This is a genomic window from Glycomyces sp. NPDC021274, assembly GCF_040641195.1.
Lineage (GTDB): Bacteria > Actinomycetota > Actinomycetes > Mycobacteriales > Micromonosporaceae > Glycomyces.
In genome coordinates this window covers 304,956-320,859 of sequence record NZ_JBFADC010000007.1, presented here as the reverse complement: position 1 = coordinate 320,859, position 15,904 = coordinate 304,956, and the positions used below count along the sequence as shown (strand labels likewise).

General features: G+C 63.2%; 10 protein-coding genes. 5 read left to right on the top strand and 5 right to left on the bottom strand.

Features of this window, described 5'->3' with window-relative positions:
• Positions 1–60 precede the first annotated feature (60 nt).
• A complete protein-coding gene (locus AB0I03_RS17855; protein ID WP_360413889.1) occupies positions 61–1,233 on the bottom strand; it encodes a hypothetical protein in 1,173 nt (390 codons plus the stop codon).
• Positions 1,234–1,569: 336 nt separating this feature from the next.
• Positions 1,570–1,968: a hypothetical protein gene (locus AB0I03_RS17850; RefSeq protein ID WP_360413886.1), complete on the bottom strand. Its 399-nt coding sequence runs from the start codon at positions 1,966–1,968 to the stop codon at positions 1,570–1,572.
• 435 nt (positions 1,969–2,403) lie between these two features.
• Between AB0I03_RS17850 and AB0I03_RS17845 the strand changes: the two genes are divergently transcribed.
• From AB0I03_RS17845 to AB0I03_RS17835, 3 genes are all read left to right on the top strand, one after another.
• Positions 2,404–2,952 carry a single-stranded DNA-binding protein gene (locus AB0I03_RS17845; RefSeq protein WP_360413883.1) on the top strand — a complete coding sequence of 183 codons (549 nt, stop codon included), beginning with the start codon at positions 2,404–2,406 and terminating at the stop codon, positions 2,950–2,952.
• A gap of 84 nt (positions 2,953–3,036) precedes the next feature.
• The gene (locus AB0I03_RS17840) at positions 3,037–3,996 is read left to right on the top strand and encodes a DUF4192 domain-containing protein (RefSeq protein WP_360413880.1); all 960 of its coding nucleotides are present in this window, start codon (positions 3,037–3,039) and stop codon (positions 3,994–3,996) included.
• Positions 3,997–4,064: 68 nt separating this feature from the next.
• Positions 4,065–4,346 carry a hypothetical protein gene (locus AB0I03_RS17835; protein WP_360413877.1) on the top strand — a complete coding sequence of 94 codons (282 nt, stop codon included), beginning with the start codon at positions 4,065–4,067 and terminating at the stop codon, positions 4,344–4,346.
• A 6-nt stretch (positions 4,347–4,352) separates the two neighbouring features.
• Here AB0I03_RS17835 and AB0I03_RS17830 read toward each other — a convergent pair whose 3' ends face one another.
• Positions 4,353–4,661 (bottom strand): hypothetical protein, encoded by a 309-nt coding sequence (locus AB0I03_RS17830; protein ID WP_360413874.1) that lies wholly within the window; start codon positions 4,659–4,661, stop codon positions 4,353–4,355.
• Between the two features lie 300 nt (positions 4,662–4,961).
• Here AB0I03_RS17830 and mobF point away from each other — a divergent pair, with 300 nt between their 5' ends.
• Entirely contained in the window at positions 4,962–9,575 is a 4,614-nt protein-coding gene (mobF, locus tag AB0I03_RS17825; protein WP_360413871.1) for a MobF family relaxase, read from the top strand.
• Between the two features lie 375 nt (positions 9,576–9,950).
• Positions 9,951–10,655 (top strand): hypothetical protein, encoded by a 705-nt coding sequence (locus AB0I03_RS17820; protein ID WP_360413868.1) that lies wholly within the window; start codon positions 9,951–9,953, stop codon positions 10,653–10,655.
• Positions 10,656–10,677: 22 nt separating this feature from the next.
• Here AB0I03_RS17820 and AB0I03_RS17815 read toward each other — a convergent pair whose 3' ends face one another.
• Together AB0I03_RS17815 and AB0I03_RS17810 are read right to left on the bottom strand one after the other, a co-directional pair.
• On the bottom strand, positions 10,678–14,679 hold the full coding sequence (locus AB0I03_RS17815; protein ID WP_360413865.1) for a CHAT domain-containing protein: 4,002 nt from the start codon (positions 14,677–14,679) through the stop codon (positions 10,678–10,680).
• Entirely contained in the window at positions 14,676–15,758 is a 1,083-nt protein-coding gene (locus tag AB0I03_RS17810; RefSeq protein WP_360413862.1) for a hypothetical protein, read from the bottom strand. Before AB0I03_RS17810 ends, AB0I03_RS17815 begins: the two co-directional genes overlap by 4 nt.
• Positions 15,759–15,904: the final 146 nt, after the last annotated feature.

The window sequence follows — 15,904 nt, the reverse complement described above, 5'->3', positions numbered from 1 at the left end:
AAGGAATCCACGAGCCCGCTGCCGCTCACCATCGGTAATCAGGGCAACGAAGACACGACTTCACCCGAACGAGACATTTGCATGAGCTTCCTGGTATTCGTTGCAGATGTTGTTCAACAGCCGCATGTCGGTGGAGTACCGGGCGACCAGGTCGACCAGCTGTCGGTCGATGCCGGTGATTCCTTTCTCCTTCAGCAGGTCGCCAAGGAGGTCGCGTGCGTTCCGGTGAGAGATGAACGGGACCATGGGTATGACGATGTCGAAGAACTTCGTGCGGTTGGCGCGGACGGTTTCGGCCCTCGCGGCGTCGTCGCCTTCGGCCTTGCTATCGGTGCCGAGTTTTTCGAACAGGCTGTCGCGCACTGCATAGATGAACCGCAATGGCAGCTTCTTGCGAGTGCGTTTCCGGGTGTTGTTGAGGAGGGTATTGAGTTCGCGCAGCGCTTCGAAGATTTGGGGGTCGTTGAAGCGATCAAGATCTTCGAAGATGACTACGTCGATTTCTTCAGTGTCGAAGTAGTTGACGATGTCATCGAGGTATTCGTCGAAGTAAGTGTGGCTGCGCTCCGAGAGCTTCACGGTGGCGCCGGCTGCTGAAAGATCTGCAATCACGTAGCGGTCGTGCAGAATGTGACGCACAACGGTAAAGACCAGACCCACAATGGCGGCGAGGCTGAACCAGGCTGCGGTGCGAACGAACCAAGGATGTTCGGGACCGGTGCCAGCCACTGCCGGAAGCCAGCCCATGAGCGCGAGGAAACCCCAAATCAGGGCGATAGACACCGCTGCCTCGACCACAGGCCGCCACAAAGAGAGCGGAACACGGCGCCGGAACCGCGAGTGGCGCATGGTGGTCGGTGACGCGCTGTAGATGAGCTGTTTGACAAGCTCTTTCTGGATACGGTTGGTCAGCGTCGTATCATCGCCGTTCGGACCCAGGGTAGAGATCGACAACCGCAACGTATTCAGTTTGGTCTGCTTCTCGAACTCGCCGAGAACACTGGACTTCCCCGTGCCGTATCGGCCAGTGAGCGCGATATTGAGGTGGTCCGGTTTGGCGACCTCTTGTGCTAGACGCCGGAGGTACGTTCCATGCTGCGCATCTTCATAGCGCGGGGCGAGCGACGCTAGCGTCCGTACAGGCAGTGCGGAAATCGGAGTCGAGTCTGTATCCGTCGGCGACAAAGTAGCGCCATGGGACTTTTCGCCGTCCGCCTTAGCAGCATTGGGCACTGTTCCTCCAGAAGCGTAATGATCACTTTCAGCTTCGAGGAAGCAGTGCCTTCCACGAGGCTGCGGTGCAGGGTTCATCTCGACCGTGCTTTCGTACCAGTTAGGCCGATGTGCACCGATCCTGGGCTCGGAGCCGCACAGTTTGGGCACCTGACGGACGCTGGGGGCCTAAGTGTACTGGCATGCACCGACTCGATGGGGCGTCCGTTCCTCCCCGGTCTTGCCGCCGACGAACTCACGAAACTGGCTGGCCTCCTCGACTGCGGGTCGACCTCGCGCGTGGACTTCGACCTGAAAGAGACCGAGCTCTTCGGATAGCGCTGTCGACGCCCAGGTTTAGATCCACTTTTCTCTAACGTTGAGCTCCTCCCGAATCACCTTGAAGATCGCAAGAAGCTCGTCGTTGTACTCATCACCGCTCCATGCCTCGAGCTTGGGGTGGACCTCAGGACCAGCAACCAGCTCCGCCCTCATCATGGCGTTCATGTGCTGACGCATCGCTCGCATGAAGGTCTCCCCGTCCTGCTTTCTCGCCGCCAGCACTTCGTTGGCCGATGAGAAGAAGGCCACGTAGGCGTCAATCCGACATGCTCGAAGCCATTTTCGATGCTCGAGGCGCTGCGTCAAGAAGTACGTCACCACCACACCGACCAACAGCGCAAGCGGCCCGAGGAGCGACAGGATCAGTGACGCATCGGTGCTGGTCTGAATGATAATCGGCGCATCCTGGCTCATCAGACGATTGTCGCCCCGCCTGGCTGCTCGCTGGAGCGAAACAGCCCGGCTGGGTAGGCGGCATGACAAGAGTCGAGCCGGCGGGGGCACCGAGCGCTGCCGCTCCCGTTTAGCAGAGCCTTCGTCGGTTCCGCGCCACTCCGCTTGCGTTCGACCAGCGATGCCTGCGATACGAATCGACCACGGTCATCACCATGCGGGCGCGACAGGTCGTTCGCGCCGCTCCGGGCCTGTGATGTCGGCGATGCCCGGGATTCTCCTCGTCGTGTCCCTGGCGCAGTCCGGTTCGTCTGCCCGGGTGTGCCGCTGTGGTGCGAGCACGCTACCCGACGGCCGCTCCGCACCGCTCCTTCGTCGCTCGCAAGGGCACCTGCGCACTTTCTTCGCCGGGGCGCTCCTTCGTCGCTGCGAACAAAGATGCTAGCCGCCCTTGACGTGCCTCGCTTTCCCGCCGGGCTTGACGCGGTCTCACCACAGCGGCACAACACCCGGGGAGAGACCCGGCCGCCGCGCCAGCAGCAATCCCGACAAGGAGTCACATCATGGAGTTCCACTTCGCCGTCGAAGGCCAGATCGTCAAGCGCGACCCCGAACGGCAACCAGGGCGTCCGCTTCGAGCTCGCCCACAAACCCACCTACCGCGACGCCTCCGGCAAGTGGGCTGAGGGCAAGACCCAGTTCTTCGACATCACCTGCTGGGGCGCCCTGGCCGACAACGTCCTCGCGAGCTTCAAGCGCTACGACACCGTCATCGTCACCGCCCGCTCCCTCTTCGCCCAGGAGAGCAACGGGTTCGCCCACCTCAAGGTCACCGCCGAGAACGTCGCCGCGAGCCTCCGCTTCGGCACCGTCACCCCCACGCGCAAGGAGCGTGTGGCGAACGCCGAGGTCCGCACCGCAGACGGCGAGACCCGACCGGTCACCGTCGAGGACCCGTGGGCGGGCGTGAACGCCAAGCCCGCACCCGAACCAGTGCCGGCCTAGTGCTTCTCCCGCGGGGCGGCTACCAGGCCGCCCCGCTCCCTTTTCCACACACCGCTCGTTCTCACGAACTTTTGGAGTTCCGCCATGACCACCCGAACCAAGCTCGCCCTCAACGGTCCTTCCGACCTCGTCAGCGCCGTCCCCTACCTGCTCGGCTTCGAGCCCGAACACAGCCTCGTTGTCGTCTGCCTCAAAGACAGTCAGCTCGCCTGCACCTTCCGCGTCGACCTGCCCGGTAGCTTCGACCACCTCGACCGCCTCCCGTCGCTCACCGCGCAGGCCGCGGTCAACGATTGCGAAGGCGCGGTCCTGATCGCCTACGGCGAGACCGAGCTCGCCACCGCCTGTCTCGACCGCACCGCACTCGACTTCCGAGACAGCCAGATCAAGGTCATCGACACCATCCGCGTCACCGACGGTCGCTTCTACAACCCGACCTGCGCCGACTACTGTTGCCCGGCCGAGGGACTTCCCGTCCCCGAACGCTCCGCAATCGGCACCGCCCTGGCCGCCTCCGGCGTGGTGCGCCACCCGGATCGCGCCGCGATCACGGCACTCCTGTTCCCAGCTGACCCCGCTCGCCGCGCCGCGGTCGCCACCGCCGTAGACGATGCCGTCACCGCCGAGGCCGAGCTCTCGTGGGCCGAACAGCGCCAGATCGATCTCGCGGCCGTGGACCAGTGGCTCAGCGCCGCCGAACTTCCCGACGAGGCGGCCGACATCGCGATACTCGGGCTCGCTCTCGGGGACCTGGACGTCCGCGACCACGCGCTCATCGCCAGCGACATCGACCCGAGCAAGAACGCCGACCTGTGGATATGGGTCGCACGCCATCTCGAGGACGACCTGGCCGTGCCGGTCCTAACAGCTGCCGGGTGGTGCGCCTACCGATCCGGCAACGGCGTCCTCGCCCGCGAAGCCTTCGAACAGGCACTCAACGCCAGCCCGCAGTACCGGCTCGCGCTGATGCTCCTTCAAGCGCTCCAGGCCGGGATTCCCCCACATGCCCTCTCAGCCCTGACCGCCAAGCATGTCAACGCATAGACCGACATCAACCAGCCCCGCCCGCTTCATAGCGGGCGGGGCTTCGTCATCGCGATGGGAGGTTCCCCGTGTCCGAGCCCGAGCCCCCTACCGACGTCCTCGCGACGCTGCAAGCCGCCGAGGCGGCCTTCCAGTCTGCCCGCGAGCAACTCCGACAAGCCGAAGCCGAACGCTACCGCTCGATCTGGCAGACCCTCACCGCCGCTGAGGACATGGCCGAACTGCGCGCCGCGCTCCCGGCCACCATCACCGCCACGTCCCTGTGTGCCGCCGTCCGCCGCCACGCCACCGAGGACACCCGGTACGTCCAGCCCGAACTGCCCGACCTGGACGACGGCGTCGAGCTCTGAACCGGCCTACGCTGTCGCGCTCTCCTGATCGCGAGCGGCGGCGAGGAAGGCGCGGACCTCGCCGATGGTCAGATCGCACAGCTTGCCGATGCTCTCCTGCGTCTCGCCCAGCTGCTGCAGCTCCTGGACGCCCGCCGCTATGGCGAGACGCCCCTCCTCGACAGCGAGCTTCGCGGTGAGGACGTCGATCACGGTCCCCTCAATCCGTGTCTCACGCTCGCGGACTTGGGCGATGCGTTGCCGGCGGATCTCGCCAGCGCGACGCGTCGCCAATGTGCGTTTACTCGGTTGCGGTGTTCTCTCGAAATCGTTCATGCCAGCGACCATAAACGCGATCTGGATGATCCCGCAACCACAGATTTTTGCAATTCCATGAGCCATCGGCACTGCCCGGACCTCCTAATGACAGACCAGGACCACTTTAGGCACCAGCCGGGACTAGAGCGCCTCTACCAGTACTGACGTCGGCCAAGATGAGCCCGGTCGAAATGAAGGACACACCTCTTGCACGTTTCGTGAATCAGGACCAAATGGTATTTGAGCAGCGCGAGAGAACCGCTACCTTTGACGATCGGGAATTGTCACGAGAATTGCGGGCGGGGGTGGTTTGCGGTGATGACGGTCCACAAGCTGTCCGTCGGCGACGGCTACACCTACCTCACGCGCCAGGTCGCCGGCGGCGATGCCCAGCGTCAGGTCGGGCAGTCGGCGGCGGACTACTACACGCAGGGCGGGAACCCGCCGGGCCGGTGGACCGGTTCGGGCATCGCCGCGCTCGGCCTGAAGGCCGGTCAGCAAGTCGACGAGGCCCAGATGCGCAACCTGTTCGGCGAGGGGCTCCACCCTAATGCCGAGGCGCGTCAAGACGCCTATCTCGAAGCGCATCTGGTCCCGGGCTTGTCGGAGACCGAGCGGGGCCGCGTCCATGCCGCGGCCGAGCGTGCCGGGAAGCTCGGGCAGAAGTTCCCCGCCTACAAGGTTCTCGACCCGTTCGACGAGCGGGTGGCGAAACGCTTGGGCGACATCACCTCCGAGACCGGCCGCGAGCCGACCGCAGCGGAGGTCGCGAAGGTCAAGCGGGAGGAGTCGCACCGCCAGCGGGCCGGGGTCGCGGGGTACGACCTGGTGTTCACGCCGGTGAAGTCGGTGTCGGTGCTGTGGGCGCTCCACCCTGACGAGCGGGTCCGGATGGAGGTCAAGGCCGCGCATGACGCCGCCGTCACTGCGGTCGTCGAGCTGCTGGAGGAGCATGCGGCGTTCACCCGGGCCGGGGTCGGCGGGGCCGCGCAGATCGAGACCACCGGGCTCGTGGCGACCGCCTTCGATCACTACGACTCACGCTCGGGCGATCCCGACCTTCATACGCACCTCGCGGTGGCGAACAAGGTCCAAGGCACCGACGGGAAGTGGCGGTCCCTCGACGGGTCGGCGCTGTACGCGATCGGCGTCGCCGCGTCGGAAACCTACAACTCGACGATCGAAGCCGAACTCACCACCCGCCTCGGCCTCAGTTTCACCGAACGACCTGGCCCGGCCCGGAACGGTCGGCTCGTGCGGGAGATCGACGGTATCGACCCCGCGGTGCTCAAGCATTTTTCGGCGCGGCGCAGCGTGATCGAGGCCCGCTATGCCGAACTCCGCGCAGACTTCCGGGCCCGTCACGGCCGGGAACCCGACCCGAATACGGCACGGGAACTCGCCCAGCAGGCCACCCTGGAGACCCGCGAAGGCAAAGACCGGCCCCGACCCCTCGCCGAGGCCCGCCAGGACTGGACTGCGCAAGCGGTGGGCCGATTCGGTCCCTCCGTGATCGGCCAGGTCGCCGCCGCCGTGCCCACCACCCCGCGCCCCGACGCGGTCGCCGCGCTCGCCCCTGAAAAGGTCGAAAAGGTCGCAGCGCGGGTGCTCCAGGAAGTGTCGGCCGGACGCGCGACCTGGACGCGGTGGAACGTCCACGCCGAGACCATGCGCCAGCTCCGCGCCGACTTCACCTTCACCGACCCGGACGCGCAACGCGCCGCGGCCGACATCGTCGTCTCCTATGCGCTCGGCGAGGGCCGGTCGATCAACCTCACCGTCGCACCGCCGGTCGAGTCCCCGGCGATGCTGCAACGCTCCGATGGCGTCTCGGTCTTCGTCCGGCACGAGTCGGCCCGCTACACCTCGCAGGCCGTCCTCGATGCCGAAGCGCGCCTGGTAAAAGCCGCTCAGACGCCCACCATCTACTCGACCAGCTTCGCCGCGGTCGCGGAGCGGATCGCGGCGTTCGAGTCCCGCTCTGGGCGGACGCTGGACGAGGGGCAGCGGGAGCTGGTGACAGCGTTCGCCGCCGAAGACCGGCTCCTCGCAGTCGGGATCGGCCCCGCGGGCTCGGGCAAGACCACCGCGATGCGTGCATACAAGGAAGTTCTCGCAGCAGAGGGCCGACACCTGGTCGGGCTCGCACCCTCCGCCCAAGCCGCGAAGGTCCTCGAAGCCGACCTCGGCATCACCTGCTCGACGGTCGACAAGCTCCTCTGGTCCGTCTGCCCCGGCAATCTCCTCTCCGGCCCCGAACTCGCCTCCTCCCTGCGCCACCTCGCGAACGACCCAGAATCACTCGTGCCCGTCCACGATCTCAAACCCGGTGACGTGCTCCTTGTGGATGAGGCGTCGATGGCCGGGACGTTCAACCTCGACCGCCTCACCGCCCTCGCCGAAGTCACGGGCGCTCAGATCCGGCTCCTCGGTGACGACTGCCAGCTCGGCGCGGTCGCCTCCGGCGGGGCGCTGCGGCTCATCGCCGCCGAAGCCGGGGCCACCGAGCTGCGGGACCTCCACCGCTTCCAAGACTCCGCCTTCGCCCAGGCGTCGTTGAAACTCCGCGAGGGCGACGCAGCCGGTCTCGACTTCTTCACCGATCGCGGGCGCCTGCGCGGTGGCAGCCGCGACGCCATGCTCGAAGCCGTCTACTCCGGGTGGATGCGCGACACCGCGGCGGGGAAGACCAGCCTGATGATGGCCTACTCCAACACGATCGTCACCGAACTGTCCGACCGCGCTCGCATCGACCGCATCGCCGCCGGCGAAGTCAAAGCCGGCGGCGTCGCGCTCCATAACGGCTCGGCCGCCGGGCGCGGGGACTGGGTCGTCACCCGCGACAACAACTACAAGCTGAAGTTCAACGGCGGCAAGGACTTCATCCGCAACGGCCAGACCTGGACCGTCAAACGCACCTATGCCGACGGGTCGCTCAAGGTCAAGTCCCGCGACAGCCGCGGAACCACGATCCTGCCCGCCGAGTACGTGGCCGAACACGTCGAACTCGCCTACGCCGCCACCGTCCACCGCTGCCAGGGCATGACCGTCGACACCGCCCACCCGCTCCTGACCGCCGACTTGACCCGCGACGCCCTGTACGTCGCCGCCACCCGCGCCGCCGAAACCACCACGCTCTACGCCGTCACCCACACCGAAATCCCCGCCGATCCCGACCACCGCGGCGACAAACCTAGATGGGACCCCGACGCCACCGCCGCCCGCGAAATCGCCGAACAGATCCTCTCGAAAGAGCCCGCCAACCGCGCCGCCACCATGGAGCGCGAACACCAACGCGAACTCGCGGCTTCCCTGGCGACGCTGGTGCCGATGTACCGCACCGCCACCGAACGCGCCGCCGAACACCACTACGAAGCCCTCATCAACCGCGTCGGCGGCACCCTCCTGCACGACACTGACCTCGCCGATATCAAGGCGAACGGCCTCGGCGCGCTCGCCGGCACCCTCGCCAAAGCCGAAGCCGCCGGATGGGACCCCGAGCAGATCCTCACCCTCGCCATCACCCGCGGCCCCGTTGACGACGCCGACTCCGTCACCGCCGTCCTCGTCGCCCGCATCAACACCCACATGGACGGCAACACCCCGCCGCCCACCGGAGCACAGCCGACCAAAGTCGACCTCGACCGCTACCGCACCCTCCTGCGTCCCCACTACCCGGACGCGCAGGTCGACACCGACACCGCACTCAGTCCGGCGCCGGTCACCGCACCCGCCAACGCCGCGCATCCGGTCGCCACCGAGCGCCCTGCCGACCGCTACCGCACCGAGCTCGCGGGGCTCCTCGGCGCCGAGACTGCCAATGCGGTTGCTGCCGAGCGGGCCTGGCCCGCCGTGGTCGGCGCACTTCGCCGCGCTGAACACAATGGCCAATACTCCGCCGACGCGCTACTCCGGGCGACCGCGCAACGCGACTTCGACGGCCTCGACGAAGTCGCACCCAACCTCGCCTGGCGCATCGAACGCCAGACCCGTCTGCTCGAACTCGACCCCACCCACACCGGTCAAGCCTGGCCCGCCCTCACCTGGACGACGAAGGCCTGGGAAGCAGCCGGAGGCGATGCCGCCGAACTCATCGACGGCCTCGCCGACGGCCGCACCCTCGCCGACCTCGCACTCGAAGCCGGACACGAACTCACCTGGCACCAACGCACCCAAGCCATCGAGAACGCTCCGAACCCGCTCCCCTGGGCTGGCGCGCCCCGCACCCTCCACAACAGCGACGCCGTCCCCGCCGAACTCCGCGACTTCCTCGACCGCACCGCCAATGCCATCACCATCCGAGTCGACCACCTCGCCGACCAAGCCGTCACCGACCGGCCCGCCTGGACCGCCGCCTTCGGCGACGCCCCACGCGATGACGAGACCGCTTTCGAGCGATGGCGCACCGCCATCGCCCTCACCGCCGCCCACCGCGACACCCACCAGGTCCAGACCGACGACCCCGCCCACCCCTTCGGCCCCTACCTCGAAACCGGCCGCGCCGGACACCACGCCTGGTGGGCCGCAGCCAGTGCCGCCCTCGCCATCGACAACCCCGACGCGCCCGCCATCCCCACCGGCCTCGCCGACACCGTCGAGCAGCAACTCGCCCACGCCATCGCCCGCGACCTCTACCAAGCACTCCCCGAACCCGAACGCGAATCCATCCATGTGGCCCTCGCCGATCAGCTCGGCGCAGCCTCGCACCTTCTCGCGGTAGATCCTGAAGCCGCTGCAATCTCCCCGGTCTTCGCTCGAGACTTGCTCGGCGCTATGTCGGATCGCGGCCTCCTCGTCCCACAGGCGGCGCCTAATCTCGGAATCAGCTCCGCTCGGTTCCGCGATGATGCGCCAATGCCCGAAATGCCCATGGAGGTGGGAAAATTCCTTCGGTTCGACGCGCGTAACGCGGCTTCGACCCATCATCCGTGAGACGAACTCACGGATCGACGCTTTGTACCGGTTGCGATGCCCGTTCGGAAAGGTTCGGCGCTTCACAGGGTCGCCCAAGGCAGGCGGAGATCGGCGGTGAGGGACCAGGCGACCGAGTTGGAACGCGGCGATGACGATCCAAGTCCAGCGGTCAGCCGCAGGAAGGTTGCGGATCTGTCGGACGAGTGTCGGGTACGGTCCGGAGGTCGCTGATCCGAAAGGCAGCAGTGTCTCCTGGAGGTCAAGCAGAGCTTGAAAAAGTGCACATTGTGCGACGAAGATTGCTGCTATAGAGTGATAGCCTTGCCGCTATTTGGACATGACCTCACATCACCGCTGAGCAAATCGTGCTCCGCACCAGAAAGTAGGAACCTCATGGCTTCAATCTCCCGCGCCTACATGCAACAGATCTATCAACAATTTCAGATGTTCGCCACTTGGCCAACGCAGTCTGTAGTCAATTTGGGTGATGTCGGTGTAATGAAGGATAGGCTCTTCAGGAAAGTTTCCCATCTAGATGACTTCAATGTACGTTTTAAGGTTGAACCAGTCGGCCCGGAGGCGGATCAGAACTACACGACCTCCAGTCAGATATCAGTGTCGACGTCGATCGGTCAGCCGCCTGTAGTCGGCATAACGTTCGGGACCGAAGGCTCCACCTATCTTCAAGCAAGAAACTGCAGGCGCGAGTCCCTCGGAAACCTCCTCGAACTGGAACGTTCCCTACTAGAGCTATATCGCAGAAGCGAATGGAATCCTGAGCATGTAATCATTACCAGTGTCCTGCGTGCCAGCCCTACGATTATCCTCATCGCCGGGAGTGGCGGCGGGAGCATCGAACTTTCGCTTCCGGCCGGAGTCATCATTGACGAACTGGTCTATCCTTGGGTCTCCGGATCGGTGGCCATCAAGAAGGAGTCCGGAATCAGCGTCAGGCATGTCACCAAGCATGACACGACGCCATGGTTCGGGGCCTCGCAGCTGAGACGTCCCTTTCGCAAGGAACCGACATTGCAGTTTCTATCAGGCGATGACGAATCTGACATGGCCCTGGAGACACTGAAATGGGACGACTTCTAGAAGGTGTGCCGATATGTTGATGTTAGAGTCTCGGGCCCCGCCATTTCCCTTCGGGCGGATTTCCGAGAACATACTCGGTTCCGTAGGGATACAGCTTGAAAGCTTGCGGATAATAGTAGGAGTAGTCTCCTTTAGGGGGAGCCGGGAGACGAGCCGTGCTGCTAAGAGCTTCGAAATCCGAAACCACTGAATCAGGAAGGTCTTCTTGCATCAGGTGATGACGGGAGAGTCGCCTTGCGAGCTCTTGAGCAAGGCCGCCGGAGTCAAAGCTTGGCGGAAAGAATATGGAAAGCTCATGAACCACTTGTGCTTCACGGGGTTCCTCGATCTCCTGTTGAATGGTGATGACGACACCGCAGTCGTTCAGCAGGCTCTGTTTCGGTCGGTATCCGATCGACGTGATCCAGGGGTAGCGAAGATGTCCGATCATTCTGCTGGCGGAGGTGGGCTGCTTCTGACGCTCGAGAATGATTCGAGCATCGGTAATATACAGATTTGCTCGGCTGATTCTCCATTCGACAGAGTCACGATTAAAGAGATCCGTTGAAATTATCCAGCGACGCCAGCAAGCGTACTCGACTTGGATGGGTCCTTGAATTGACCCGTCGGCATCGGAGAAATGGATGTTGCCGTTTCTTGTCAACCGTGGAAACAACTGGTCGTATGAATTATCGATCGACCCGAATTCGGAGATCGTCAGCATGAGAAACTCTTTAAAGATTTTGTGCTCAAGACCTCGACGACCGATCGCGTCGATGCTCTGGGGCTGCGCCGATGAGATCGGGGTATTACCAGCGCTCACAGAGTGAGGATCTCCCGGTGCGGTCTCGCCGGAAGTGGAGGGCTCGATGTCGAAGCTGAGTCGCTCCCGCGGCTTTGTGTCGTCGACTTCGACCGCTGTCAGCCGATGAAGGGGAGAATCCACGACGGATCCTCCAAGACCGACATAAGCAAGGCTGAGGACTGTCAGTGGGATGGAGTCCCCACCGTCGAGCCACCGGTCAAGCTCCTCTCGTTGTAGAAGCCTCAGGGCCTGAACGGAGTCCTGTCCGGAACTCATCGCGTTGGTCAGCACTTTGGAGATGCGTGCGGACTGTGCACTGATCGGTAGAGGGAAGATTGTGCACAACACATGTGCGGCGCCTGCATATACCATGGCGGCGCCGAATCCAAGCCATTCGGGCGCCTCGATGGTTCTGTCTGCGGTCCTCCGTTGGGGGTCGGTGACGTCTACGTGCACTCCGAGGCTCGTGCAGCCGGTGAGCACGACGTTCCTGGGAACCTCGCACCACATGCGTCCTCCCTCATCGGTCCGGTACAGCTGATGCAGGTTGAGGTAGCCGTCAGCGAATCTCGCACCTGATCGGCCGGGATCCTGGGGGTCGAAACAGTCCACATGGCTCACGATCTGGAGTACCTGGACCGGGCGTTCCCGAAGCGTCACTGCCAGTTGGTCCAGGGTGACAGGACCTTCCAACACCTTGCCTCGATCGGGACGACTGCCATCCATCGCTCGCATCCCCGCAAGACCCTTCCGGTCTGGGGCGAGAACAGCGACTACGGGGGGCACTTCTCGTTCTGGCTGAGCGTGGTTCGCGCTCTGCCGAAGCTGCTGTGCATTCATTCGTCGATGGGCGATAAGAGCGATCGAGGGAACATGGACGAGTGCGGCGACATCAAGGACCATCCTGCGGTCGTCGATGGGGAGGGCGCAAATTGGAATGACGCTGAGCACCCCGGTTGGGGCAACGGCTACCGGAACTACATGGGACGCAGCACTCAATGCGGCTTGGAGCGCCTGAGGAAGGAGCGCCGCGCCCAACTTTCCGAAGACTTGAGCGAACATCTCCCTCGCGGTGACCAAACCCTCCGCGCCGACCCCAACGGTGGGTGCCTTCATGAGGCCCTGCTGCCGTGGCGCCTCGGGCCCTTTCGGGTACAGGGGCATGCTCGGAAGATGCTCAAGAAGCGTCAGGAGCGGTTCTTCAAGGTCGGCATACGGGCTTCGCTCAGCGATCCAGTCGCCGGTCGGCATCCGCACAGCGTGATATACCCATTGGGAGGCTCGCGCGAAGGTCCAATACCAGCCTTGCGGCACCATCGTCTCGATCTCACGGTCGAGATCGATGGCGCCTTCGACGCTGCCTCCTACCCAGGAAGCCCGTTGCACCAGAATAGTCTTGTCCGTGAGCAGCGGATCGCTATGCCCTGGCTGAGGCTCAGGAACACGGGTCGCCTCGAACGTCTCACCCTCATCGCCAATCGCGCGGGGAAAGATTCCACGTACGTTGGGCAGCATGGTGCTGGCCAGCAGCGCGTCGAAGATGGACCGGGCAGACTCACTCTCCTCCGAGCGGTCGAGCGGAACGGACTGGGCTCGAACGACTTCCAGCAGTTCTGCCACAAGTGCCGGGCGGTTGCGCACTGCGAGGTCAAGGGCCAACCCGTAGCTTTCGGCGTGGGACGCAACCCATTGCGACCGCCAGGCCGCGGTTGGCAGTTGGTACCGGACTTGTTGAACGATGTTGAGCGACTCCAATATGTTGCCCAAAGCGTCGTCATACAGCTTGGAAGCGAATTGGATCCTTGCGAGAGTCGCGAACGTGTAGGCCTCTAGAAGCGGCTCAGTCGAGCCGCTAAGGCGCCGCAACACGTTGTCGAGAAGTTCGGCGACCATCGCGAATGCGCCGGCTTCTTCATGGACCTCTGCGTCAGGGAAGCGCGAGGGGTTGTCGATCACCTCGAGATAGAGTGTAGCGAGCAGCAGCGTCTGCCTGCAATAGTCAGGAATGGAAGACCCGACCCCGACCTTGCCTTTGCTCAAGTCATACTGCCTAGCTAGATGAACAACCGAACCAGTGGTGTTGCCGGCGGCATGCATGAGACGAAGAAGATGCAGCTCGGTCTTGTCTACGAGTTCTATGTCCCCCAGCCGGACTGCTCGCTCGCGGACAGGCTGCAGAACCTGGAGTCCTCGGATACAGCGCTCCGCGTCGTCCGGATCTGAAGTCAATGCTTCTATGGTCCGGAGCTTTGCTTCTGTGACCCAGTATCGACTCCTGCGGTCGTCATCCAGAAGTCGCAGCGCCTGTGCCCAGTGGACCTGAGCCGCCTCAAGCTGACCTGCCGCGTGCAAAACATCACCCGAAAACAGCGCGCACCATCCGCGAATGGTTTCACCTTGGGACGCAGCCAGTCGTCGTGCCTCTTCGGCCAGACGCAGAGCCGTCTGGTGTTCAAGATTGGCAGAGGCCACCAGTGCTTGACACTGCACCAACACCGGCTTGATCTTGGCGGGTGCACCCTCAAACCCTTTGTCAATGAAGACGGTCGCTCTTGAGCGATCGTCGTGCGTGGCTTTGTCGACTGCGAGGGCAACGGCAGCCCATCTCTGACTGAACAGCGTACGGGCCGCGGGCCAGGGGCCAAGAAAACGGAGCGGGCTACCACGCAGCAGCACGGGAAGAAATCCCCGTCGGAGGAACGTTATCGAAGGGCGAACCAGGACCGAACCGACGGCTACCGGAACGAAGACCATGAGCTGCAGCGGCTCGCGCCAGGCGACGAGACCGAGGACCGCCGCCGCGAAAATGATGGCGAGTCGGCGACCGCTTCCGATAATGGTCCACCCCAGCAACGCCAGTAGAACCAGGTATGGAGGGGAGAGCGCCGCGAGGAGACCAAACGCCACCCCGATCAACGTGAGGATGGCGCGAACCACAGAAATCTGCCCGATCAAGGCGCGATCGAGAGCGGTTATGAGGTCGCATTCATGCAACCCGATCGATCCACGGGCAGTTCTGAACCGCCGACTGAGCACCAATGAAGGAATGACGCGGCCGAGTCTCTCTGAAAATAGGAACAAATCTGCTCGCGACCTGAAGTCAAAGACGTTTCCGAGCGGAATTACGAGATCAATTATCTCCTCATCACCGTCTCGCTTGTAACGATCGGACAACCACTCATTCAGGCGGGAAGAAGCGTCCACGCTGAAGGGATCGAACATCGAGACTTCTGGCTTCATGACAGCTTCCCTTGCATTTTCAATGCTTTATACCAACCTGCGGCCCGTCGGGCCATGCGCGCATCTGAACGAAGGGTCTTCCCGGTGACATCGGGATCCGCGCAGTCGGAGCGCGCTGCCACAGCAGCCATTGCGCTTTCGGTCGCATCCAGCGCCCTATGCGTGGCGGCCGTTGCCGGAAGCCACCAGGGCAACCCAAGCGCAACAGATGCTGCAAGAGAAGTGGAATCGACCAGAAGTCGGAACCATAGCGGTGAACCGGTGCGATCCATGGTTGCACTCATCACCCATATCAAGCACCATGGCGAAATGGTAAAGCTGCCAAACGCGATCAAACCAAGGAGCACAATCAGCGAGATCGCTCGAGAAGTCAACACTCCCAGATAGATCTGCAGGATATAGGCGTATACCCTGGAATTGGAGTGAGTTGGCCCCGGCATTTGAGACCTTCCAAGAGTGGGACGTGCCGCTGCCATGCCCACTGTTTGCTTCCGCTCCGTTTCGAACCGGTAGGATTGGGGCCGATCTTGCCTCAAGGGACTCAGAATAGGCCGCCTTGCTCGTGATTGCCGGTCTTCGAAGGATGTCTGGTTGCGAACGCTCATCGCGGCGCGAATCACCTCGCGCGGGTTCACCGCCAATTCCCAGACCATCGATCGACCTTCCCGGTCTTGGGAACCCAGCTCGATGCAGGCGAGTAGTAGATGGACAGTATCTGCAGCAGAGTCGCCTGTTCGCTCAACCCAATACTGCAGTCTCGACAGTACTTCCAGTTCGCTGCCAGGCGTCTCTTCCGAGCCCAGCGTATTATAGGGAAGTGCCTTGACTTCGAGGAATTCAGCGTAGCCTTCATCACTGAGAAAGTGATGACGCCCGAGGAGCTTCAGCGACAGTCTTGATCGAGATTGCTCGTCTTCGGTGAATAGGGTCGACCACATCAGATCCGAAACCGCGAGATCTTGTGAATGTGACCGGGCATATTTCTCAGCAGTTCGAATGCATACATTCAAGGAGTGCGTTCGCGGCATTGAGTTCTTTAGTCCGGAGTCAGAGTGCTCGGCAGTCACAACTTCAGCCATAACTCTCCCTGAATCGACGAGTGCCGGTCCATGATTCATCAGCGGGACATACTTGTCAAGCGCCTGAAGGGACTCGATTGACTCCGTATCCCTAGAGTCGAATTTGCCAGAGTTTCTTCACCATCTTGTGGCACGTCCCAACACTT